Origin of the sequence: Aquimarina megaterium XH134, assembly GCF_000520975.1 — a bacterium.
In the GTDB taxonomy this organism is placed as follows: domain Bacteria; phylum Bacteroidota; class Bacteroidia; order Flavobacteriales; family Flavobacteriaceae; genus Aquimarina; species Aquimarina megaterium.
Genome location: NZ_JACB01000001.1, coordinates 141,014 through 164,734, shown reverse-complemented (window position 1 = coordinate 164,734; position 23,721 = coordinate 141,014). Strand labels below are relative to the sequence as shown.

Annotated in this window: 20 protein-coding genes and 1 riboswitch; of the genes, 18 read left to right on the top strand and 2 right to left on the bottom strand. The window is 32.6% G+C overall.

All coding sequences use genetic code 11. The features are described 5' to 3' along the window. Positions 1–4: 4 nt before the first annotated feature. The 18 genes from Z053_RS0100620 to bluB all read left to right on the top strand — a co-directional run bounded on the left by Z053_RS0100620 (position 5) and on the right by bluB (position 19,321). Complete coding sequence (locus Z053_RS0100620; RefSeq protein WP_025663093.1) at positions 5–1,441, top strand: sugar MFS transporter; 1,437 nt, start codon at positions 5–7, stop codon at positions 1,439–1,441. A 10-nt stretch (positions 1,442–1,451) separates the two neighbouring features. Continuing rightward, a complete protein-coding gene (locus tag Z053_RS0100615) occupies positions 1,452–2,351 on the top strand; it encodes an ROK family protein (RefSeq protein WP_025663092.1) in 900 nt (299 codons plus the stop codon). A 170-nt stretch (positions 2,352–2,521) separates the two neighbouring features. Next, a complete protein-coding gene (gene nagB / locus Z053_RS0100610) occupies positions 2,522–4,465 on the top strand; it encodes a glucosamine-6-phosphate deaminase (RefSeq protein ID WP_025663091.1) in 1,944 nt (647 codons plus the stop codon). Positions 4,466–4,575: 110 nt separating this feature from the next. Beyond that, positions 4,576–5,331 (top strand): endonuclease/exonuclease/phosphatase family protein, encoded by a 756-nt coding sequence (locus Z053_RS0100605; RefSeq protein ID WP_160170032.1) that lies wholly within the window; start codon positions 4,576–4,578, stop codon positions 5,329–5,331. Positions 5,332–6,094: 763 nt separating this feature from the next. Further along, positions 6,095–6,334 (top strand): hypothetical protein, encoded by a 240-nt coding sequence (locus tag Z053_RS0100600; protein WP_025663089.1) that lies wholly within the window; start codon positions 6,095–6,097, stop codon positions 6,332–6,334. 577 nt (positions 6,335–6,911) lie between these two features. Next, the gene (locus tag Z053_RS31245; RefSeq protein WP_160170031.1) at positions 6,912–7,067 is read left to right on the top strand and encodes a hypothetical protein; all 156 of its coding nucleotides are present in this window, start codon (positions 6,912–6,914) and stop codon (positions 7,065–7,067) included. Positions 7,068–7,099: 32 nt separating this feature from the next. Next, positions 7,100–9,076: a tetratricopeptide repeat-containing sensor histidine kinase gene (locus Z053_RS0100590; protein WP_025663088.1), complete on the top strand. Its 1,977-nt coding sequence runs from the start codon at positions 7,100–7,102 to the stop codon at positions 9,074–9,076. Positions 9,077–9,088: 12 nt separating this feature from the next. Then, positions 9,089–9,757 (top strand): response regulator, encoded by a 669-nt coding sequence (locus tag Z053_RS0100585; RefSeq protein ID WP_025663087.1) that lies wholly within the window; start codon positions 9,089–9,091, stop codon positions 9,755–9,757. Positions 9,758–10,277: 520 nt separating this feature from the next. After that, a complete protein-coding gene (locus Z053_RS0100580; protein ID WP_035094542.1) occupies positions 10,278–10,847 on the top strand; it encodes an RNA polymerase sigma factor in 570 nt (189 codons plus the stop codon). 95 nt (positions 10,848–10,942) lie between these two features. Continuing rightward, entirely contained in the window at positions 10,943–11,614 is a 672-nt protein-coding gene (locus Z053_RS0100575; RefSeq protein ID WP_025663085.1) for a TetR/AcrR family transcriptional regulator, read from the top strand. After that, the gene (locus Z053_RS0100570; RefSeq protein WP_025663084.1) at positions 11,611–11,940 is read left to right on the top strand and encodes a hypothetical protein; all 330 of its coding nucleotides are present in this window, start codon (positions 11,611–11,613) and stop codon (positions 11,938–11,940) included. The genes Z053_RS0100575 and Z053_RS0100570 overlap by 4 nt, the downstream gene beginning before the upstream one ends. 151 nt (positions 11,941–12,091) lie before the next feature. Continuing rightward, positions 12,092–13,687, top strand: a complete 1,596-nt coding sequence (locus Z053_RS0100565) for a SulP family inorganic anion transporter (protein ID WP_025663083.1) — start codon at positions 12,092–12,094, stop codon at positions 13,685–13,687. Between the two features lie 11 nt (positions 13,688–13,698). Beyond that, on the top strand, positions 13,699–14,541 hold the full coding sequence (locus Z053_RS0100560; RefSeq protein ID WP_025663082.1) for a universal stress protein: 843 nt from the start codon (positions 13,699–13,701) through the stop codon (positions 14,539–14,541). A gap of 345 nt (positions 14,542–14,886) precedes the next feature. Then, positions 14,887–15,978: a cobalamin biosynthesis protein CobW gene (gene cobW, locus Z053_RS0100555; protein ID WP_025663081.1), complete on the top strand. Its 1,092-nt coding sequence runs from the start codon at positions 14,887–14,889 to the stop codon at positions 15,976–15,978. Positions 15,979–16,024: 46 nt separating this feature from the next. Then, positions 16,025–16,609 (top strand): cob(I)yrinic acid a,c-diamide adenosyltransferase, encoded by a 585-nt coding sequence (locus Z053_RS0100550; protein WP_025663080.1) that lies wholly within the window; start codon positions 16,025–16,027, stop codon positions 16,607–16,609. A 5-nt stretch (positions 16,610–16,614) separates the two neighbouring features. Further along, complete coding sequence (gene cobI, locus Z053_RS0100545; RefSeq protein ID WP_025663079.1) at positions 16,615–17,307, top strand: precorrin-2 C(20)-methyltransferase; 693 nt, start codon at positions 16,615–16,617, stop codon at positions 17,305–17,307. Then, a complete protein-coding gene (cobJ, locus tag Z053_RS0100540) occupies positions 17,304–18,659 on the top strand; it encodes a precorrin-3B C(17)-methyltransferase (RefSeq protein WP_025663078.1) in 1,356 nt (451 codons plus the stop codon). The genes cobI and cobJ overlap by 4 nt, the downstream gene beginning before the upstream one ends. A gap of 5 nt (positions 18,660–18,664) precedes the next feature. Beyond that, positions 18,665–19,321: a 5,6-dimethylbenzimidazole synthase gene (gene bluB, locus Z053_RS0100535; RefSeq protein ID WP_025663077.1), complete on the top strand. Its 657-nt coding sequence runs from the start codon at positions 18,665–18,667 to the stop codon at positions 19,319–19,321. A 133-nt stretch (positions 19,322–19,454) separates the two neighbouring features. On the opposite strand, the gene Z053_RS0100530 is transcribed toward bluB, so the two are convergent. Together Z053_RS0100530 and Z053_RS0100525 are read right to left on the bottom strand one after the other, a co-directional pair. After that, on the bottom strand, positions 19,455–20,909 hold the full coding sequence (locus Z053_RS0100530) for a PepSY domain-containing protein (RefSeq protein WP_035094537.1): 1,455 nt from the start codon (positions 20,907–20,909) through the stop codon (positions 19,455–19,457). Positions 20,910–21,013: 104 nt separating this feature from the next. After that, entirely contained in the window at positions 21,014–23,353 is a 2,340-nt protein-coding gene (locus Z053_RS0100525) for a TonB-dependent receptor (RefSeq protein ID WP_025663075.1), read from the bottom strand. Between the two features lie 105 nt (positions 23,354–23,458). After that, positions 23,459–23,648: riboswitch (cobalamin riboswitch) on the bottom strand. Positions 23,649–23,721 lie beyond the last annotated feature (73 nt).

Sequence of the window (23,721 nt, the reverse complement as noted above, 5' to 3'; positions counted from 1 at the left end):
TAATATGTCAGATATAACCAACTCTTTGCTTACAAAGTCAGAAAAGCAAAACAACTACAATAAGCCCTTTTTTGCGATTATCTTTTTGTTTTTTTTATGGGGTTTTATTACGGTTATGAATGATGTGTTAATTCCTCATTTAAAAGCTGTTTTCGAACTTAGTTATTTTCAGGCGGCATTAATACAGTTTGCTTTTTTTGGAGCCTTTTTTATCATTTCTCTTATTTATTTTATCACTTCGATAAGTATAGGAGACCCCATTTCTAAGATAGGATATAAAAATGGAATTATTATAGGGCTTATATTGTGTGGGATTGGCTGTTGCCTTTTTTACCCTGCAGCTATTTATCAACGATACCCTGTGTTTTTGGGAGCTTTGTTTGTTCTTGCTTCTGGAGTAACAATTTTACAAATTACTGCCAACCCATATGCGGCCATATTAGGAAAGCCAGAAACTGCATCAAGTAGACTTAATCTCGCACAAGGGTTCAATTCTTTTGGCACTACATTGGCCCCGATTGTAGGAGCAATACTGTTATATAAAGTGTTCTCTGATGGTGAAATTACAGTAGCTTCTTTAAAGATGCCATATCTAATATATGGAAGCCTGTTTTTTATATTAGCTATTATCATAAAATTTGTTAGGCTACCATCTTTTATCAATAACGAAAAAATTGAGAAAGGGCTTGGAGTATTAAAATTCAGGCATGTTGTTTTGGGTATGTTTGCTATCTTTTTTTATGTAGGTGGTGAAGTATCTATTGGTAGTTTTTTGATAAATTTCTTTGGCCTGGAAACCATTATGGGAATGGAAGAAGCAGAGGCAGGAGTATTTTTGTCATATTATTGGGGAGGTGCAATGATTGGTAGGTTTTTGGGGTCAGTATCTATGAGCGAAATTACCAGCAAAACGAAAAAATATCTCCTTATGGCTTCGTTATCGATTCTGTTCTTTTTTGTTCTTTATTTTATTACTGCGATAAAGATTGAGGATGGTACATTTTCACTACAATTTTTATCATTTTCTAAAATTTGGTTATTTGTAGTTTTCTTAATTAGTAACTATTTGTTTTTCCTTATAGGAGGCACCAAACCTTCAAAAGTATTAACCTTATTTGCAGGAATAATTATAGTATTATTATTAATCATGATCTTATATAATGGAGAGCTAGCCTTTTGGAGCGCTATAGCGATTGGAGCATTTAATTCAATCTTGTGGTCAAATATATTTACACTAGCGATAAAAGATTTAGGAAAATATACAAGTCAAGCATCCTCATTATTAGTAATGATGATAGTCGGAGGAGCGCTAATACCCCTATTACAGGGAGTAGTAGCAGATTATATAGGTATTAAACTATCCTTTTTTATACCTCTAGCATGCTATGGGTATTTAATTTTCTATGGTCTGGTTGGATACAAGATAAAACATACACTTTAAAAATATAAAAATGGTTCTAGGAGTAGATATCGGAGGTAGTCATATTTCCGTAGCTATTATAGATGAAAACGTACCAAATCAAGTACAAAACATCTATACAATGAAAATTAGTAATACATCTGATTCAGATCTGATATTAGATAGCTGGATCGGTGTTATAGAAATGGCGATTGATAATTTAGGAAATCAAAAATTAAAGGGAATAGGTATAGCTATGCCAGGCCCTTTTGATTATGTGAAAGGAGTTTTTCCTGGTAAAGGAGAAAATAAGTTTCAGAAGCTAAGTAATCTTAATCTTAAAGATCATATTATCAAAAAATTAAGCCTAAAACCTTCTGTTTCTGTTCGGTTTTATAATGATGCAGCCTGTTTCGGAATAGGAGAAGCCTGGGTAGGAGAGTTGATTTCTTTTAATAAAGCTATTGCAATTACTTTAGGAACAGGTCTGGGAGCTACTTTTTTAGAAAAAGGAATTCCTACATTAGAAGGAAAAGGAGTTCCGTTATACGGAGAGTTGTATCATTTACCATTCGGAAATGACATAGCAGATACTAATTTTTCTACTGTGTGGTTTCAAAAACGTTATAAAGAAATTACTAATAAAGAAATAAGTGGAGTAAAAGAACTCATTAGGTATGAAAAAGATAATACGGTAACCGTACAAATTTTTAAAGAATTCTCAGAGAATTTAGCAGTTTTTCTAGCTCCCTGGCTACGAGATTTTGAGGCAGAAGCTATAGTAATTGGAGGTAATATTAGTAACGCCTGGACGTTTTTTATTGAAAGCTTAATCCAAACACTTAACAAACTAAATATTACCATACCGATTTATAAAAGTACACTTAGAGAGAGTGCAGCTCTTATAGGTGCGGCCAGATTAATAGATAATGATTTTTTTAATGAGTTATAACGGTAATAAAGTACCGATGTATAAGGGTAGCAGTACATTTTAGAAATATTAAGCAATTTAAAAATTAATACAAATAGATTTCATTACATAAACTATAAGTCATAGTAAACCTGAAGAAGAGTAAGTACAATTACTCTTACCGTGAAATCTAATAGCAATTGAAAATGATTATGATTACTAAAGTTGAATTAAAAGGGTTTGAAGATATTAGTTATAGGGAAGCCGGAATTTATGAAAACACCAAGTTTGAAAAAATTCACAATGTTATATTCAAAAACTCAGATTATGCATCTATAGTAATTGCTCAGGAAATAGCTGCATTAATAAAAGAAAAACAAACAAAAGAGAACTATTGTGTTTTAGGACTAGCAACAGGTTCGTCCCCTATTAAGGTTTACGAAGAATTAGTTCGACTTCATAAAGAAGACAATCTAAGCTTTGCTAATGTTATAGTATTCAATTTAGATGAATACTACCCTATGGAAAAAACAAATGTGCAAAGCTATCATTACTTCATGCATGAACACCTATTTAATCATATAGATATTTTGCCAGAAAATATTCATATACCAGATGGCACGGTGTCACAAAAAGATCTTCATCAATATTGTATAGATTATGAGCTAAAAATAAATGCAGTAGGAGGTTTAGATTTTCAGTTATTAGGAATCGGAAGAACAGGGCATATTGGATTTAATGAACCTGGTTCACATCCAAATTCGGGAACACGAATTATCACGTTAAATCACATAACCCGATCTGATGCTGCTGAAGCTTTTTTGGGCTTAGAAAATGTCCCCAAAAGAGCCATTACTATGGGAATAGGAACCATAAAGAAAGCTAAGCGAATAGTAATCATGGCCTTCGGGCATAAAAAAGCACCTGTCGTAAAAGAAGCAATAGAAGGAGCTATAAAATCTGATATTCCTGCATCGTATCTACAAGAACATAAAAACACCACTTTTGTTTTAGATCAGGAAGCAACCGGAGAATTAACCAGAATTAAAACCCCTTGGATAGTAGCGTCTTGTATTTGGGATGAAAAAATCAAAAATAAGTCAATCGTCTGGTTAAGCCAGAAAGTACAAAAACCAATACTGAAACTTACTGATAAAGATTATAATGACAATGGAATGTCTGGATTGTTGGCAGAAAAAGGATCGGCCTATGATCTTAATATCGATATGTTTAATAAACTACAATCTACTATTACAGGGTGGCCAGGAGGTAAGCCAAATGCAGATGACACTAACCGGCCAGAACGTAATACACCTCATAAAAAAAGAGTTTTAATCCTTAGCCCTCATCCAGATGATGATGTAATATCAATGGGAGGTACTTTTCTTCGCTTGATCGAACAAAAACATGAGGTACATGTAGCGTATCAAACCTCGGGGAATATAGCAGTATCTGACGAAGAAGCCATTAAATATGCAGAGGTTGCTAAAAGCATGTCATTAGAAAATGTAGGAAGTGTAAATATTGATGCTATCATTACCGAACTTAAAAAGAAAAAGGAGAATGCTATTGATGCTATGGCGATTAGAACCCTTAAAGGGCAGATAAGAAGAGTAGAATCATTAGGAGCGACTCGTTTTTTGGGATTGCCTGATACTCATGTGAGTTTTTTGGATTTACCATTCTATGAAACCGGAACGGTAAAAAAGAAGCCTTATGATAAGAAAGATATAACCATTCTTACCAAGTTAATACGAGATATAAAACCGCATCAAATATATGCTGCAGGAGATTTGGCAGATCCTCACGGAACCCATAAAGTCTGTTTGGATATATTGTTTAAAGTAATAGAAAATAGTAAGGAAGAGGAGTTCATGAAAGATTGTTGGGTATGGTTATATCGTGGGGCATGGCAGGAATGGGATATCCATGATATCGAAATGGCCGTTCCTCTAAGTCCTGATGAGGTACTTAAAAAACGAAAAGCAATATTTTTTCATCAATCTCAAAAAGATAATGTGATGTTTCAGGGAGATGATACCAGAGAATTTTGGGTAAGAGCAGAAGAACGTAATAAAGATACCGCAAAGAAATATCATGAATTGGGATTAACAGATTATGCTGGGATCGAAGCTTTTAAAAGGTATTATTTTTAAGTAACTAAACAATATATAGATTCTTGTTAATGATAATAAAACAAAAAAATATAAAGCTGATCGCTCTATTCGTATTAGTTACTTTAAACCTTAGCGCTCAAAAATCTATAATGTCTTATAACATAAGGTATAACAATCCTAATGATAACGAAAATTGGTGGGAGAATAGAAAGCTAGACGTAGTACAGATGATAAAATATTACTCTCCCGATATTTTAGGAATTCAAGAAGGGTTAAATGACCAGGTAACATATTTAGACAGCCTGTTAACAAATTACAGTTTTGTTGGTGTAGGTAGAGGAGATGGTAACCAAAAAGGAGAATATGCTGCTTTATTTTTTAATACTAATACTATTGAGCTGATAGCAACTAAAACATTTTGGCTTTCAGAAAAAATAGATACAGTATCTATTGGTTGGGATGCCGCAATGGAGCGAATTGTGACCTACGGTAAATTTAAAGATAAATCTACTAATGATACTATTCATGTTTTTAATTGTCATTATGATCACCTTGGAGAAGTAGCAAGGGAAAATTCTTCTACATTAGTACTCGGTCTAATTAAAAAAATGAAAATAGAAGACGAACGCATTGCAGTAATTGGAGATTTAAACTGTTTGCCAAAAGCAAAACCTATTCAAATATTAAAAACCAAGTTAGAAGATTCATTTGAGATTAGTAAAACTCCTCCATACGGTCCAAAGGGAACTTTTAATGGTTTCAATTCAGAAAAAAAGATAACTTCAAGAATAGATTACATCCTGACCAGAAATATAATAGTGAGTAGCTATACCAATGTTGATGATAGAAGAAAGAATAACCTATTGCTTTCAGATCATTTACCGGTCTTAATTAGAATAAAATAAGATACTTTATTAAATTTTGATTATCACCTGGATCGAATTCATATTCAAATACATATATTTGCGCATTAATTTGGAAAATAAGACTAAAATCGTTATTTTTTGTATAACAAAATGAAACAGAATAGTATACATATGGCATTAATATTGCGGCTTAATCAGTGCGATTATCGATGGATTAATGAAGTCTTTCTACAAGAGAGGACGCTATGTGACTATTGTAATTGTTTTTTGAGATGATATAAATTAGAAAACGATATAATATAGCAAGCGTCCAAGAAATTGGACGCTTTTTTTATTCAGGTTTTTTGGTATAAACCAAATTCAAAAACATAAAACCTGATCGTAATCATAAAACCAATAGAGAGAAATAGTAAAACACACTTAAATAGTAATATGTTATAAAACAATTTAAAAGAAAATAAGTAAAATTTTAAAGGAATGCGTAAAAGCTAAATAGTACATAAAGAGTAAGTGATTGGAAAGCAAGTATCAGGTAGTTAGGTGATTGCCAAAATATCCAAAATCTGTTATAAAACGGACAGGGATTTCTTTGCTTAATTTTTATTTTAAGTAACTGACAATCAACAAATTAATATTTAAAAATAGTTGTAGGATCTTAAAAATATCCGTATCTTTGTATCTCAATACAAGCATTATATTATTTGTTCAGTTTTAGAAAAAATAATACTAATTGACTACGTAAAAAGAATGCGTATTCATACTGAATATTTATATGCTAATTAATTAACTAAAAAATAAAACAATGAAGTATAATCAAAATTCTAAAAAAGGACAGGAGGACAGAAACCATCTGTTAACCGATGCATTCGGAAGTGTCCTTGGGATGGGTTTATATACTTCGGTTGTTAATCCTCTTCCAAAAGTGATATCCGAATCATTAGATGGCGAAAGATTGGAAGAAACACTTCAAATTATAAGTAAAAACTTCCATGAAGTAGTAATCAAAGGCAGTTATGTTTCTTGTAAAGTATTCGTTTCGTAAACTTTATAAGAGTAATGATAATTCGTATAAGTGATTGAGTTTGCCTCTCGAGGCAAGCTAAGCAATAGTAAGAAAAAAATCGATTTCCATTCGAGCAATGAACACACCGTATTAGCAAGTGCTAATATGAAAAACCGAACAGGATGATCGATCAAGTATCTAACAATGTAAGATCTCTAATACATTAATTACATACTCTAACTGTTACTAACACTACCAACCAGTATTTTCTATAACACTATAGGATTTTTAGGACTATATATAGTTTTTGGTGTAAAAAGCCTGAAAACCAAGTATATCTAAAAAATCAATATCCACAGCGTGTATACTTAACAAATTGTTGGGGCTACAAACGGATTGCATAGAAAATACAGAAAACTGACCCATCAAAAACATCCAAATTACAGTTTGCTGCTACCCAAAAGGGGAAAGTAGGGTATCGCAACTGTATTGGATTACACTTTCCCAAAAACCAATTGATGATTCCCATAGGTAATGGGTATGTAACAACATACCGATCTGGGGTTGACACCTATGGGCGTACCCTAAACTTTGGAAAACAAAAAATTTAGCAACAATGAGAACTTTAAAATACATACTAATAGCCATACTTCTAGGAGTCAACTTTGCTTCTTGTACGCCAGATGATAGCGTTAAAGAAAACGAAATCCTAAAAACTGAAGTGTTAAGTACTACCGGAGAAGATGAAGAAATAGGAGATGATGAGAGTTAATCTTAATCATTATAATTTAGTACTTTTGGGGGATGAAACGATACACGTTTACATCCCTCTTTTTTTTAGGTATAGTAATAGGTGTTTTTTTCAATTCCTGTAATCATAATGTTACCAATGATCCGATTTCTTCTCTGGTAATCAAAAAAATCGATTCTTTACATATCTATTATGATATTGCCTCTAGTAGTTCGAAAGCTGAAGAAAAGAGGTTAGAGGCTATAAGTAACTTTTTACAGGGAACCAGAAAGCTGAAAATTGATTCGTTACGGCATAAAGGACTCTCGTTATATGCAAAGTTGCTTAACAAGTATAAAGGCCCAGAAAAAGCAATGGATCAATCTTATTTATTATTACAGCTTGCGCAACAAAATCAGGATAGTATTTATATAGGAAAAGCATATTATAGATTAGGATTTTATAACAAAAAACTTGATAATTATCTAGAAGCTTTTGGGTATTATAACCAATCGTTTAAGATTTACAGAAACCTTAAAGATAGTATCAACGCTGGAAAATCTCTAATGAATATGTCTAATATTCAAAGAAGATTAGGAGATCATAATGCCTGTAAAACAACCGCTACAGACGGTTTAAAATATGTAGAAAATTCTGATCAATATAAAACTATCTACGGGTTGTATCAAAACATTTCTTTAGCATTTAAAGAATTGGGAAACTATAATCAAGCTCTTTTATGGAATAATAAAATTATGGGCGTGATTAAAGATTCTACAGCAAGAAAGGAAATAGGAATAAGCAACTTACCTATTTTTAAAAATACTCGAGCAAATATTTTGGCAAAGCAAAAAAAATACCGGGAAAGTATTGATATTTTGCAGTCCTTATTAAAAGATAAGAACGTAATAAAAAAACAAACACGATATGCCCAAATCTTAAGTAATCTGGGGCATATTAAATTCCTTCAAAATCCTAAGAATGTAGAAAGCGAAACGATGCTATTAGAAGCATTCAGTATCAGGCAACAAGAAAAAAGTATATTCGGTTTATTTGCAAGCAACATACATCTTACTAAGTATTATAGAAATAAAGACTTAGGAAAAGCAAAATATCATGCTCGGGAAGCCTACCAAAGCTTAAAAGATTTTGGCGATTATGAGGCATTACTGGAAGTACTAACTTTGATTACCGAATTGGATCCAAATTCCTTAGAAGATCATAAACGCTTTAAAGAAGCTAGTCTTAAACTCATGCAACTTCGAAAAAAGACTCGAGAAATCTATGCACCTACGCGATTCGAGAATGAAAACTTACTAAAAGAGAACGCAGAAAAAAACAGAAAAATATCTGAGGTTCGTAACGAAAATACAATCTACCTTCTCGGGATGTTGCTATTAATTACAGGTATTGGGTTTATAATCTATTTTTTTAAACAACAAATGCATCATCTCAACCAGCAAAATAAAATAATACAGTTTGAAGCCAGCTATGAAACCGAAACCCGTATTTCTAAACAATTGCATGATGAGCTGGGGAATGATATTTTTCAGGTGATGATGCAATATCAAAGCGACCCTCACGATCCTCATATTAAAGATAAACTGAATACGACCTATCTCAAAGCACGCGATATCTCGCGCGAAAATAATGAGTTCGAAACTGGTGAGACCTATCCAGAAGAATTGAATAATATGCTAAAAAACTATACCCAAAATGGGATTCAGTTAATTGCTATAGGGTTTGATAGAATTGATTGGGATGAGATGGATAAAACCATAAAAATAACGGTATACAGAGTATTGCAGGAGCTAATGACCAATATGCAGAAACATAGTCAGGCCAACCTGGTTAAATTAAGGTTTTCTAATGCTAATGATACCCTCACAATTAACTACTCTGATAATGGTGTAGGGGTAACAGAAGAACATGTACAATCCAAAAATGGACTCCGAAATACAGAAAACCGTATTCGAGCTATACAAGGAACTCTTATCTTTGACTCAGAAAAAGGCAAAGGCTTTAAAGCCGAAATACAAATCCCTAATTAAAAAGTCAGCAAGATGTTTTCTAAAGTATTGGTAGCAGAAGACTATGAAATTGCCAATCAAGGCATTATAAAAGTACTAAATGATAAAATTGGAATCCATAATATTGAGGAAGCTAAATATTGTGATGATGCCTATCTAAAATTCAGAAAGGCGCATAATGACAGGGAAGTATTTGAGCTATTGATCACAGATCTTTCATTTAGAGAAGATCATAAGGTCCAGACCAGAACCTCGGGTATCGAGCTCATAAAAGATATCAAAAGTATACAACCGGATATTAAAGTGATTGTATATTCTCAGGAAAACAGACCAGATAAAATCAAAATGTTGTTCGAAAAACTTAACATCGATGGATACGTTTGTAAAGGTCAGCATGCCATAAAAGAATTAGTAGCATGCGTAGATGGTGTTTATCAAGGTAATACAGTATGGCCACCAGAATTAACCAATAATTCTGCCGCAAATACTATGATTCATCTAGATGATTTGGATATCATACTGCTAGAAGAATTATCACAAGGATTTACCAAAAAAGAAATCAGAATCAAGCTTAAAAAACAAAATATATCTCCAAACAGTGAGAGTGCGATTGATAAAAGAGTAAGTAAACTTTTTGATGACTTCAAAGCAAAAAACACCACTCATCTGGTAGCTATTGTAAAGGATTTAGGAATATTATGATTTGAGTTTCGAGGTAAGTTAAAATATTTAAAAAGCGTCAATTCGAGTAATTTTTCAGAATGCTCCTCGACTTTAGCCTGCCCTGATCTATGCCGAATCATTCGAATTGAAGTTATTTTCTTATATCAAATTTTGGTTTATTGTCGCATAAAACACTATCCGAATTTCAACTGATACAGAAAAAGTATTAGATATCTTCAAAAGCAGCGTAATAACTTTTTTTTGTAAAAAATAGACCCCATTACAGAAATCTGTAAGGACATCTAATGTAGTCGATTTATGTTTGTATCATAAAGGCAAGTGAGCGATAAATGACAATGAGCTTATACCATTTGTTGTTTGAATTTACCGGAAAAGAAAATTAAGATTTTTTTTGCTTCAGTGATGAATGAAAATCAAGCATAGTTGGGGAACGGTTTATTTTCATTCTGAAACTGAAGTGAAAAAAGAATATTTTATCTAAGTAAATTCAAAAGATAGATGGTATTACCTAAACCCTAAAAGATACAAACTCACAATAATGATGAATAACGATCAAATAATCATAGCGGGAATCATTGATGGGGACGAGAAAATACTAACCTGTTTTTATAAAGAAAATATACGATACATTCAGGGATATATTCTTCGCAATAATGGAAATCTTGAAGATGTAGAAGATGTCTTTCAGGATGCCTTAGTTGTGCTATATCAGAAGTTACGATCAGGTCTTTTAGAGCTACGAGTACCAATAAAAACCTATTTTTATGGGATTTGTAAAAACCTGTGGAGGAATCGATTAAAGAAAAAGAAAAAACTCGTTATCGATGATGGGTGGTATCATTTTGAAGAAGGAACCAATAACTCTTTAGTAGCTGATATCGAAAATCAAGAACGCGAACATCTTTATAGAAAACACTTTCAAAAACTAAGTATAGAGAATAAGAAACTATTATCTCTTTTCTTTGAAGGAAAATCAATGAAAGAGATTTCGAAAATCATAGGACATTCTGAAGGGTATACCAGAAAAAAGAAATTTGAAGCCAAAAAGAAACTGTTAAACATGATCGAAAAAGATCCAATGTATAATGAGCTAAAGGCAGTATGTTAGCTTATATCAGAGGTTTATAAATATTATACTTTCATAAAAAATAGTTAAACGACCTCAATTTAATAGTAATACTTTCATATCTTTGCCTTTCTAGTATGGAAAGTTTATCAATACATATAACAATTAATCCGGAGTTATACACCAAAAATCCTGAATCCTCTGATTTAGGAAAGAAAATAGTACAGACTAGTATCGAGATGATAAATGATTTAGGCTTTGAATCTTTCACATTTAGGAAGCTAGGGGTCGCTATAGGATCTAATGAAAGTTCGATTTATCGTTATTTTGAAAGTAAGCATGCGTTATTGGTATACTTGATCAATTGGTATTGGAGTTGGATTGAGTATAAACTGGTTTTTGCAACGACAAATATTACCTCTGCAAAAGATAAATTGAACATTGCTATCACACTATTTACTCAAGAAGTAAAAGAAGACAACTCTTTTACTTTTATTAATAAAGTACTACTTAATAAAATTATCATTTCAGAATCTGCTAAAGCATATCATACAAAGGATGTAGATGAAGAAAATAAAAAAGGATTCTATAAAACTTATAAAAGAGTTGTACAAAGAGTAAGCGATATGGTTTTGGAGATAAATCCAAAATTTGAGTTTCCACATATGCTTATCTCAACAGTAATTGAGGGAGCACACCATCAACGTTATTTTTCTCAACATCTTCCTTCATTAACCGATGTTGAAGAAGGAAAAAATAATATAGTGAGATTTTATACGGATTTAGTACAAAAAATTATTGCTAAATGAAGTTATTTTGTCATAACATATTTAGTTTTATAAAGTATGGTTCATTTATCATTGTGCTTGTAGGTATGTTGTTACAGCCAATAGTGCAGACTATTACACTTTTTACTAATGATGATATCGAATTAGTTGAAGTAGATTGGGAAGAAGATTCTGATGAAGAAGAAAAACAGGAAGATGATTGTAAGTATGAAAAAAATGAATTAAAAATTTTAAATTCTTACGATCGTCATTTTATCTATGCTTCAGAACATTCTTGTTATCAGGTACTACAACCTCATTATGATTTTGATCTCGAAATTCCCATCCCACCTCCCGAACAGGTGTAATTATTAAATTAGGATTCTACTTCTTAATCCGAATCCTTATCATATTTCAATTTGGTTCCATTATTATGGGACTTATCATTTACATAATAACTTATTAATTGCTCAATGTTTTTGTACCTAATGGGTATGGCATTTTCAAATCTAAATAGCTATGAATAATTCAAATTTATTTAAAAATTTAAAGGCCGATATTCCGGCCAGTATTGTCGTGTTTTTTGTGGCGCTACCTTTATGTTTAGGTATCGCTTTAGCAAGTGGAGCTCCTCTGTTTTCTGGCCTGATAGCAGGTATTGTAGGAGGTATCGTAGTAGGAGCCATGAGTGGATCTCAAATTGGTGTTAGCGGCCCAGCAGCTGGGCTAGCAGCAATTGTATTAACCGCTATTGGTGCATTGGGAGGTTATCAAAACTTCCTTTTGGCCGTTGTTTTGGGTGGTGTGATACAATTGGCATTTGGTTTTTTGAAAGCAGGAATTATTGGATATTATTTTCCATCATCAGTAATTAAAGGAATGCTTACAGGAATAGGTATTATCATTATACTTAAACAAATACCGCATTTCTTTGGATATGATGCAGATCCAGAAGGTGATTTTGCATTCTTTCAGGTAGATGGAGAAAATACGTTTTCAGAAATTTTAAATGCAATTAATGCTATTAGCCCTGGAGCTACTTTAATTGCAGTTATCGGCCTTGGAGTTCTTATATTATGGAGTAAAGTACTCTCTAAAAAAGGAAAAATATTTCAGCTTATTCAAGGACCTTTGGTAGCAGTTGCTGCCGGTATTATATACTTTATAGTTACCGCAGGAAATAGCACCTGGGGAATCTCTTCAGAACACCTGGTAAGTGTACCTGTACCAGAAGATGCATCTTCGTTCTTAGCGCAATTTAGTTTTCCGAATTTTGGAGCCATTACTAACCCTCAAATATGGGTAACTGCATTTACTATTGCTCTGGTAGCTAGTCTAGAAACTTTATTGTGTGTAGAGGCTACCGATAAGCTAGATCCTCGTAAGCGAGTAACACCAACCAATCGAGAATTATTGGCTCAGGGAACAGGAAATATTATTTCTGGACTCATCGGAGGATTACCTGTTACCCAGGTAATTGTACGTAGTTCGGCAAATATCCAATCAGGAGGTAAGTCCAAAATGGCAGCAATCTTACATGGGTTTTTGTTGTTAATTTCTATAATTTTAATACCAAGACTTTTAAATAAGATTCCGTTATCTGTATTAGCTGCAATTCTTTTTATTGTTGGGTATAAGCTTGCAAAGCCAGGATTATTTAAAACCATGTATCAATTAGGTTGGAAACAATTTGTTCCGTTTATAGTTACAGTTACAGGTATTGTATTTACAGATCTTTTGGTAGGGATAGGACTAGGCTTATTAGTAGGTGTTGTAGTTATTCTGATAAAGAGTTTTCAAAATTCACATTTCTTGCATATCGAAGATAAGAGTAACGGAAAACATAAAATAAAGATGACATTAGCAGAAGAAGTAACATTTTTTAATAAAGGTGCTATTCTTAAAGAATTAGACAGTCTTCCCAGAGATACCTATCTAGAACTTGATGTTCGAAAAACGAGATATTTAGACAATGATATTGTCGAAATTCTTGAAGACTTTTCTGAAAAAGCAAGAAATAGGAATATCGACATTCAACTTATTTCAGAAAGAGGTACTATAGAAAATCCAGACAGTTTTATTAAATTTTTCAGATTACGCCCTAAAAGCGCTTAAAATAAAAACTTATGAAAAAACGTATATTAAAAACAAAATACAGATTATTAGTATTAATTGATCAAACCAAATCTTCATACACAGCTTTACGAAATGCTGTGAATTTGGCAAAGGTTATAGATGCAGGAATAGAGGTTTTTTATGTAAAATCACCTATGCAGGTTGTTCAGTATGATAATCAAATAGCAGCATTACGAACATTAGACGAAGAAAGAATTGCTTCAAAAAAGGCAATGCAAAAATTGGTCGATACTGTATCAGACAACGAAAATATTCCTATTATTTACAGTTTTGCTTTCGGGAATGTTATTGCCGAAGTACAAAGCCATATTGCTAAAACAAATCCGGATATCGTTGTTATTGGTAAACGAAAACCTAAACGAGTGAACTTTTTGAGAGGTGGATTAACTTCTTATTTATTGAAGAATTATAAAGGAGGAATTCTTATTTCTGGAAATGATAAGCATCTTATTTCTGGCCATAATGTATCTCTTGGTTTTCTTGATGATACCTCTATCCATAATGAAGTCGGGATTGTGCAGGATTTAAAAAAGTGTACTGATATACCTTTTAAATTGTTTAAAATTAAGAAAACAGGATCTCAAATTAAAACACCAACGGCATTTTCACAACCTGAAGAGCAATCTATTGTAGAAAATACAGTAATCTTTGAGTTTGAAGAAGGAATGGATACCAGTAGTGGTCTCTCAAAATATATTGAAAAAAATAAATTAGGATTGCTTTGTGTAAAAAGAGAAGCCAAACAAACACTGAGTAAATCAATTGGTTTTGATACTAAAATTCAACAAACTATAAATAAAACAAATGTGCCAGTTCTTATACTGGATAACTAAAAATGCTGATGATGAGAGGAAATACTAAATAGAGGTAACACCCCTATGCCAGATTTGGATCCGGATATTACCAGAATAAGAATAACCGATCATCAAAATATTAAAAGTAAGCTGTCTGAAAAGTGATTTTTAGACAGCTTTTTTTATTTATAGATTGTCAATAGAAATGAATGTATGTTTAAAGATTAATAATGAGGCAAAATCGCAATAAAACGATCTAATATATTTCTATTAGTAGATCATTATAAAAACATGTGCACAATCTAATATAAACATATCATAATTTGTTTTTTCCTTTAAGCAATAATAGATAGTTTTGCTTAGAATCATTTTTGATAAGAACATATGGCTTTAAACACACAAAAAATACCTGTAACGATTATTACAGGGTTTCTGGGATCTGGAAAAACGACTTTGATACATCAAATTGCTAAAAATGCAAATGGTAGACGATTAGCAATAATTGTTAACGAATTTGGAGAATTAGGAATGGATGGAGAAATTCTAAAAGGTAACGACTGTGGGTGTGAAGAAGAAAATATATTAGAATTGAGTAATGGATGCCTTTGTTGTACAGTACAGGAAGAGTTTTTGCCCACCATGCTTCAATTGATGGAACGTAAACAGGATATTGATCATATTATTATCGAAACTTCGGGATTAGCATTGCCTAAACCGTTATTAAAAGCGTTTAACTGGCCTGATTTGAAACCACAAATCACTGTAGATGCTGTAATTACTGTTGTCGATTGTGTAGGACAGGCCACAGGTGAAATTTGTGACCGTGATAAAGTACAATCTCAGCGATTAGACGATGAAAACCTGGATCACGAATCTTCTATCGAAGAGTTATTCGAAGATCAACTTTCTTGTGCAGATTTGATTATAATGACCAAATCAGATTTAATCAATACAGAAGAATATAATCAAGTGAGAGATATTATCCAGAATCGTGTTGGCAACAACATCAAGTTGATTTCTGCAGTAAAAGGTAATATTCCTGCCGATGTACTATTAGGAATTGATGCTAAAGCCGAAGATCATGTAGATGACAAACATTCTCATCACGAAGAACACCACCACCATGATCATGATGAACATGGTCATCACCATCATGACCACGATCATGATGATTCAATCAATTCTATTGTAATAGAAATTAAAGTACCTCATACTCCAGAAACGTTAATCAAAAATTTAAAAACACTAGTAGCAGAATACCATATTTACAGGATTAAAGGAATTATCCATGTGCCTGGTAAACCAATGCGTATGATTGTTCAGGGAGTGGCAGATCGATTTGAAAACTATTTTGATAGAAAGTGGATTGATGGAGAAATCAAGGCTACTCGATTAGTAATTATTGGTGAAGAACTTGAAGAGCAAAAGATTCAGGAGGTATTAGAAGAAAAATTGCTGGTAGGAGAAGGAGTATAACCATTCATTGACATAATTTCAGTATTAATTTAAAATTTTTAATCCCTTGAAAATATACACACGTAAAGGAGATACAGGTAAAACTGGAGTCTTTGGAGGAAAAAGAGAATTTAAAGATTCTGCACGTATAGAATGTAATGGAGCTTTGGACGAGGCGAATTCTACTATTGGATTGCTACGTGCAAAGTTAGGTAATGACCACGAGTGGCAGCCAAATCTTCATAAAATTCAAAAAGATCTTATGGATATGATGTCACACCTCGCAAGACCATCAGATTCTAAAAAAGAAAACCCTAATCCCAAACCCAAAGACGGAGCAGATTTTTGTGAACAATGGATGGATGAGATGGAAGCCAATATTAGTTCTCCATCTGACTATTTTTTATTACCAGGAGGGAATGAAATTTCAGCACTATGTCATGTGTGTAGAACACAAATAAGAAGAGGTGAACGTAGATTGGTTACCTTAATGCATGAAGATCCTAAATCTGTAGAAGAATATGTAGTTGCCTATATTAATAGATTATCAGATTTATTCTTCACCATGGCCAGAGCAGAAATGGATAAAGCCGGAGTAGCAGAAGAAAAATGGCAATTGTTTTTGTATAAAAGAAAAAAGAAAAGAACATAACGATTTTGCATACAATTTATGGAATAGCTTTAGGACCTGGAGATCCAGAACTTCTTACACTTAAAGCGTTACGAATACTAAAAGAAGTCGATCTTATCTTTTATCCGGGATCTATTACCAAAGATCAAAAAAAGAGCTTTGTATATCCGATATTACAATATCATGGATTAGAGCATAAAGAGCTAAAAGGGTTTTTCCTAAATATGTCATACGATCGCCAAGAGGCTTCAGAAACATATGCAGCAACGGTAAAAGACATAGAAAAAGCTTATCAGGCAGGAAAAAAAATAGCGATTGTATGTGAAGGAGATATTAGCTTATATGCTTCTTTTTCGTATATATTAACAGGGCTTCAAGAATTGCAATTACCAGTGTCTTTGGTGCCGGGAATCAATTCTTTTTCGCTGGGAGCATCGCAACACCAAATACCATTAAGTTTGCTTAATGATAAAATTGCAATTGTTCCAAGAGTAAAAAATATCGCAGAAATCTCTAAATACTTTTTAGAATTTGATACCGTGATATTAATGAAAATACGCTCTGGTTGGAATGATTTTCACTCAGAATTAGTACAGAAAGATTGGAAATGTTATTATTGTGAACGTTTAGGAACCAATCAAGAATATATAACAACAGATTTAACCACTCTGACCAATAGAGAAATTCCATATTTCTCTTTATTAATTATCAAACAATGATCAAAGTTGTAGGACTAGGTCCCGGGCATTCAGATTATATCATTCCAATGGCTACACAGGCAATTTCAGAAGCCTCAGTAATCATAGGATATCACTATTATTTTCAATTTATTCAACATCTAGTGCGTCCTGATGCTTTATGTATTGGTAAAGAATTAAGTGAAGAAGAAAAAAGAGCAGAAATCGCAATACAACATGCTTTAGAAGGGGAACAGGTTGTCGTTATTGGTTCTGGTGATGCTAGTGTATATGCAATGGCATCTATAGTATATCAAAAAGTTGCAGAGCAAAAATTAGATATTCCTGTAGAGACTGTACCAGGCATTTCTGCCTTTGTTACAGCAGGAAGTAAATTAGGAGCTATATTAGGTCATGATTTCTGTTGTATTTCTTTATCTGATTTAATGACTCCATGGACCACAATAGAGAAGCGCATCCATGCTGCGGCAATGGGAGATTTTGTAACAGGGCTGTATAATCCTAAAAGTAAAAAACGGTATTGGCAATTGGGAGCGTTAAAAACTATTTACCTGAAGTATAGACCCAAAACTACACCTGTAGCGATATGCAAACAATTAGGAAGAACAGAAGAAGAGATTAAAATTACCACTTTGGCACAGTTAGATGTCGATGAGGTAGATATGTTTTGTGTGGTGCTAATAGGAAATAGTCAGACCTTTAGATATAAAGATCATCTAATCACACCAAGAGGGTATTTGAATAGAAAACCTGAAACCGGTGAAGAAATACAACAAGCCAGCTTTAAAGAAATATTAGATGATATCCCATCAAATACATTAGCAAACGATACTTTATGGGCAGCAATACGATGTATACATACCTCTGGTGATTTTGAATATATAAACTATCTGGAGACTTCTAAGCATGCGATTGCTACCTGGCATGATTATCTTAAAAATGGAGGTACAATCGTTACCGATGTAACTATGGTGGCTGCAGGTATTACAAAAGCATATACTGCCAAATATGGTAACCAAGTAGTTTGTTTATTAAACGATAAGGAATCTCTTCAACTTGCAGAAAAAGAAGGGTTAACGCGAACACAGGCGGGAATAAAACTCGCTGCAAAAAAATATCCCAACGCATTATTTGTTATCGGAAATGCACCTACGGCATTAATTGAGATTGCAGATCAGATTCAAGAAGGAATATTATCTCCTACAGGAGTTATTGGAGCGCCAGTAGGATTTATCAATGTAATAGAATCCAAAGAACGACTAAAAACAATATCCCATATTCCGTATGCATTAATTACCAAAAAGCGAGGAGGTAGTAATTTTGCAGCGGCCATTGTTAATGCAGCATTTACGCTAGAAGAAGCTAAATTATAGAATATATGAAAGAGCATCCACAACGTATATTTAACGATAAAGAACAAGCATTGCTTGAAGAGATCATGATCCACCGTAGAGATGTTCGAGGGAATCACTTTTTAGATACTCCTATATCTCAAGAGTCAATTAATAAGATTATAGAAGCGGCATTAGCTGCTCCTTCGGTAGGGTTTTCACAGCCTTGGGAATTTGTATTGATCCGGGACCAAAAAACAAAGCAAGCGGTAAAAGAAACTTTTTCTGAAGAAACGGCACGTGCTGCAATGCAGTTTACAGACGAAAAACAAAAAGAATATATCAAGCTTAAACTAGAAGGGATTTTAGAATCTCCTTTAAATATGGCCGTATTTTATAAACCTGCAGAAGGTCCTGTTTTGGGTCAAACAAGTATGCCTAATATGGGAAAATACAGTGTAGTTTGTGCGATACAAAATATGTGGCTTATGGCACGGTCCTTAAATATAGGAATGGGATGGGTGAGTATTTTGGATCCTGAAAAAGTAAAACAAGTACTTGAGGCTCCAGAACAAAACCAATTGATAGGGTATTTATGCTTTGGGTATACAGACATGTTTTACAACCAACCCGAATTAGAATTAAAAAAATGGGATCGTAAAAAATTTCAAAAAGAGGTGGTGATTGAAGAAAAATATAAATAATCTGGTATGCTACTATTTTTCACTTTTAACAAAATAAATTGCTTTGGTTAAGGTTTGTGATTTTTATTACACAAAAATTGCTGTAACCAAATTGTAAAGTAATAGTTTAGTAATGATATTCTATTGTAAAGCTTTATTTTTTCTCTTTTCTTTTTATCCTTCGTCTATTTTTTCTTCTGATGAATTTAATCCCTAATCCAGTTGCCGAAAAACTAAGTACTGCACCTCCTGTTAATAAAATAAAAAGAACGATATCCCATAAGGGCCTGTTCCATGCTAGAAATGAGAAATCTAAACTATGTAAGCCGTTATAAATCCAACGTTGAATTTTGTTTTTTGTAGCACATTTATATACTACCCTAGTTGTTTTTGGGTTGATATAATAGGTTATATTTTTAGTGGTTTTAATTCTAATTATGGGTAAATCTTTATCATTATGTCGACTATAGTAATAATTGTCATATTCTTTTAAGAGAATACTTTCTTTCACTTCATTTTTGGAAGAAAAAGAATTTACAACTTTTTGATAGCTATCTATACTTAAAGAAGAGTTAGTGTTATATAAACTATATAAAGAACTTGAATTTTGAAAAAAAACTCGACCATAAACATTATTTTGAAAAAAATTAAAACTTATTTCTTTAAATTTCTTTTGCTTTAGCTGATTTAAAAAACCACTCCAACTATCTTCATTATAATGATTTATAGTATGTTTTTGGATTTGCCATTTTAGAACTTCTTCTTTTTGTAATTGTGTACTGGGAGTCCAATCAAAAGGTGTCATACTCATCCATCCGCTAAAAATCCAGGTACATACAAATATCCCAAAAACCAATCCAAAATAATAATGATAATTGTACCATTTGTTTTTGAATCTTTTAAATTTAGCCTTTGGTTTCTTTTTGTATCTCACCAATCCCGTTATTATGCCTGTAATTACCATGATGAACCCTAATGCAGCTAACCATGATACCAGTTGTGCCCATAAAGTATTATGAATTCTAATATCCTTAAAATAAATCCAATGAGGAATAGCTCCCAACCACGACCAAAATCTTTCAGAACTGGTATTTATAGCAAGTAGCTCTCCCGTTACTGATGAGATATAAACCAACGTATTGTTTTCATCCTCAAATTCAATTTTGAAAATAGGCATATGAGGTATATACTTTGTTCTTGGAATCCACTGGTCTAACTCTGTTAATGCTTGGATAGTAGAACTAGCCGTTATTCTTGTATTTTTTATTGCAATTTTTAGTGCTCTCTCTTTTGTTAAGGTCACTTTTTGACCAGTATCTGCATATTTGGAAAAAAGTTTTCCCTGACCTGTAATCAAATGAAAAACAGGTCTATCGAGAATATAGTTCAGTCTAAGTTGGGATATCTCGCGAATAGTATCGTTTTTAAAAACGGTTTTAGGAGATAATACCTCGGTATTTACTGAATTAGAAAGCATTTCTATTCTTTCAGTTTGATTTAAATGTGGAAAACTTTGATACATCATAACAAAGCCTGATAAAAACCAAATTAAGAATAATACACAAAAAAAGGTGCCAAGCCAATGATGTAAAGAAATAATCTTTTTCATCTGTTTTTATAATATTTCAGAGTATGTAATTGTAGATTTTATTAAAGTAATGGAAAATGCATCGATAGTTAGATTACATCGATACATTCTCCGTTTAAATTTGTTTAAAACTTATATGCCAAACTTAATTTGTAGTTTCTTCCCTGGCCAGGAAAAAACTGATTTGAATAGATCGCGTCGGTAAAATAAAGTGTATCAGCTATATTATTTATGTTTAATCCTATTCTAACTTTTTTCGCTTGATAATAAAGGGATCCATCTATAGTAGTATACGAAGGTAATGTGTATGTGTTACTCGAATTGGTATAGTTTTTACCAACGTAATTTAGTCCTAAACCGATTCCCAAACCGTGTAAATACCCTTTTTGAAATTCATAATTTCCCCAAAAATTAATAGAATTTTTAGGGGCATATGGTAACCTGTTTCCTGCAGGTACAGTTTGTAGCGTTTTGTTATAATCTCTAATTTTGGCATCTACAAAAGCATATCCTGCCTTAATATAAAATCCTTCAAAAGGTTTTGATTCAATATCTAATTCTATGCCTTTAGAATCTGCAGAACCTATTTGCTGGTAATCGTCGACATTTGTTTTCTCTACGATATTATTTTTTAACATATAATAAGCCGAAAGTGTAGCAGTAAACAGCTCATTTTTTTGAAACTTGATTCCTAATTCATTTTGAAAACCTGTTTCAGGGTCAAATACTTTTCCATTCGGAGTTACTCTTCTAGATGGTTTAAAATAGTTTGAATATGAAGCAAAAATGCTAATCATATCTTTAACTGGTTGGTAAACAATACCAGCGCGATATGAGAATGAAGATGAAGGAATTTTTGTACGAACTCCAGAAGTAATTAAGGCCCTGTTATTATTAATAATATCTCTATAATAAGTTCCGGTAAATGTATCATAACGTAGTCCTATTAGTGCTTTAAATTTATCTGAAAATTTAATCCAATCTTGCAAATAAAACGCGTATACTACCTCCTTTTTTATATCAACTTTATTATCTATTGTCTCAATGTGTCCTTGGTTTAAAGTAGGGTTTTGAACAGAAATAGTTGTAAAAGTTCCAGGGCCAATTACTTCTCCTCTAAAAGTCTTACGATCTAAAATACTGATAGAATTCCCTAGTAATGCCTTATGTTCTATAGTACTTGTTTTGAATGTATAGCTTAAATCTAATTGATTTTGCAAAGTTTTGGTTTGATGATTAAAATAAAACGGGAAAGCTCTGGTGATAGAATCTTTAGTTGGATTTAACTCTAGAAATTCTGTAGAAAGGTAATCTATATCATCATTCGAATACGATAAGAGATTAGATAACTTTAAATTAGGATCAAAATCATGTGAGTATTTTATTTGATAATCAAGGCGCTTGTGTTTTAGATAATCCTGAGGGTCGTTGTACCTGGTCTCCGGATCCATTCCAGAAATAATAGAGCTATCTTCATCTACAGGAATACCCGTGTCTGTATCATATACATCTTTATTGGTCTGAAAGTAGAAAGCTAACTTGTCATTTGCAGAAGGGGTATAATCTAACATTAAGGATCCGTTATTAGTCGCTATGCCATAATCTCTCCACCCTTGGGTACGTGTCATTCCTATATCTACTCTATAGCGTAATTTATCCGAAACTGGACCACTAACACCGCCTTCAGTATTATAAGTGTCATAACTACCATAAGTAGCTTTAAAATTGGCTTTTTGGTTGTGTGTAGGTTTTTTACGGACTATATTTATAATTCCTCCTAATGCCGAATGACCATATAGAACCCCTGCCGGGCCTTTGAGTACCTCTATTCTTTCTACATTTACCAGATTCGTAGAAGGTGCACTTGTAGATATGTTGTGCCTTTCATCTCTAACACCATCAACTAACATAACAAAATTATTAAATCCCCTAATTCTAAAAGTTTGGAAACCTCCATACCTGTTTATAGGCCTTACACCGGTAACACTTTTAACTGCATCTCCGATATCAGAAACATTACGTTGTTGCATAATTTCTCCATTAATACTATTTGTGGTTACAGGAATGTCTATATTTTTGATTCCTAATTTGTTAACACTTAGTATTTTCTTATTGGTTTTATTGTTTCCTCCATTAATAAACACTTCTTCTAATCCAGTAATGTTTTTTTTAAGTGTTACATCCAAAATGAGAGATTCCCTATCCACAATAATATTTTTAATAGTTTGTTGATAGCTAATGGCAGAGAACAAAATATTATAATTTCCTTTTTCTAATGAGATCGAATATTTTCCTTTTTCATCTGTAATTGTTTCGTGATTTGTCTGTTGTATAAAAACAGAAACATTAGAAATTCCTTTTCCGGAAGTTTGACTTTTTACAGTTCCAGTAATTGTAATGTTTGATTGTGCATAGGTAATGAAACCCCATAACAATAAGACACTGCATAATACTAATTTTTTCATTTTTTAAATTGAGATTAAGCAGGGAAAAATGCAGAAATAAATAAAGACTACCATTATAGGTTAAAGGCAGTTATTATTATTTTCACTCTTTACCCGAGAGTTAATAATTATTTGGATTTTATGGCAGGTCTCCTGACTTAATTCGGTAAATACCTCCTTCCCATAGCCTTTGCTACAGTGGTTTTATGGTACTACTTTTTTGTGAATCTTACAGTTGCGGGAACAGTTTTGGATTCTCACCAAATTCCCTTTTAATTTTCACCATAGGTGAAAAACCATTTATCGGGCGCAAATATAGTTTTTTTGCTGTTGGATTAAGTTGAAAGGTTGTTTTTTCATTTAAAATAACTGAATATATTTTGCTTTAA

Excerpts from the sequence above, each read along its gene's own strand:
- cobJ (WP_025663078.1), top strand. The coding sequence starts at position 17,304 with ATGATCAAAGTTGTAGGACTAGGTCCCGGGCATTCAGATTATATCATT.
- Z053_RS0100525 (WP_025663075.1), bottom strand. The coding sequence starts at position 23,353 with ATGAAAAAATTAGTATTATGCAGTGTCTTATTGTTATGGGGTTTCATT.
- Z053_RS0100600 (WP_025663089.1), top strand. The coding sequence starts at position 6,095 with ATGAAGTATAATCAAAATTCTAAAAAAGGACAGGAGGACAGAAACCAT.
- Z053_RS0100530 (WP_035094537.1), bottom strand. The coding sequence starts at position 20,909 with ATGAAAAAGATTATTTCTTTACATCATTGGCTTGGCACCTTTTTTTGT.
- Z053_RS0100605 (WP_160170032.1), top strand. The coding sequence starts at position 4,576 with ATGTCTTATAACATAAGGTATAACAATCCTAATGATAACGAAAATTGG.
- Z053_RS0100615 (WP_025663092.1), top strand. The coding sequence starts at position 1,452 with ATGGTTCTAGGAGTAGATATCGGAGGTAGTCATATTTCCGTAGCTATT.
- nagB (WP_025663091.1), top strand. The coding sequence starts at position 2,522 with ATGATTACTAAAGTTGAATTAAAAGGGTTTGAAGATATTAGTTATAGG.
- Z053_RS0100590 (WP_025663088.1), top strand. The coding sequence starts at position 7,100 with ATGAAACGATACACGTTTACATCCCTCTTTTTTTTAGGTATAGTAATA.
- Z053_RS0100585 (WP_025663087.1), top strand. The coding sequence starts at position 9,089 with ATGTTTTCTAAAGTATTGGTAGCAGAAGACTATGAAATTGCCAATCAA.
- bluB (WP_025663077.1), top strand. The coding sequence starts at position 18,665 with ATGAAAGAGCATCCACAACGTATATTTAACGATAAAGAACAAGCATTG.
- Z053_RS0100580 (WP_035094542.1), top strand. The coding sequence starts at position 10,278 with ATGATGAATAACGATCAAATAATCATAGCGGGAATCATTGATGGGGAC.
- Z053_RS0100575 (WP_025663085.1), top strand. The coding sequence starts at position 10,943 with ATGGAAAGTTTATCAATACATATAACAATTAATCCGGAGTTATACACC.
- Z053_RS0100565 (WP_025663083.1), top strand. The coding sequence starts at position 12,092 with ATGAATAATTCAAATTTATTTAAAAATTTAAAGGCCGATATTCCGGCC.
- Z053_RS0100620 (WP_025663093.1), top strand. The coding sequence starts at position 5 with ATGTCAGATATAACCAACTCTTTGCTTACAAAGTCAGAAAAGCAAAAC.
- Z053_RS31245 (WP_160170031.1), top strand. The coding sequence starts at position 6,912 with ATGAGAACTTTAAAATACATACTAATAGCCATACTTCTAGGAGTCAAC.
- Z053_RS0100560 (WP_025663082.1), top strand. The coding sequence starts at position 13,699 with ATGAAAAAACGTATATTAAAAACAAAATACAGATTATTAGTATTAATT.
- cobW (WP_025663081.1), top strand. The coding sequence starts at position 14,887 with ATGGCTTTAAACACACAAAAAATACCTGTAACGATTATTACAGGGTTT.
- Z053_RS0100570 (WP_025663084.1), top strand. The coding sequence starts at position 11,611 with ATGAAGTTATTTTGTCATAACATATTTAGTTTTATAAAGTATGGTTCA.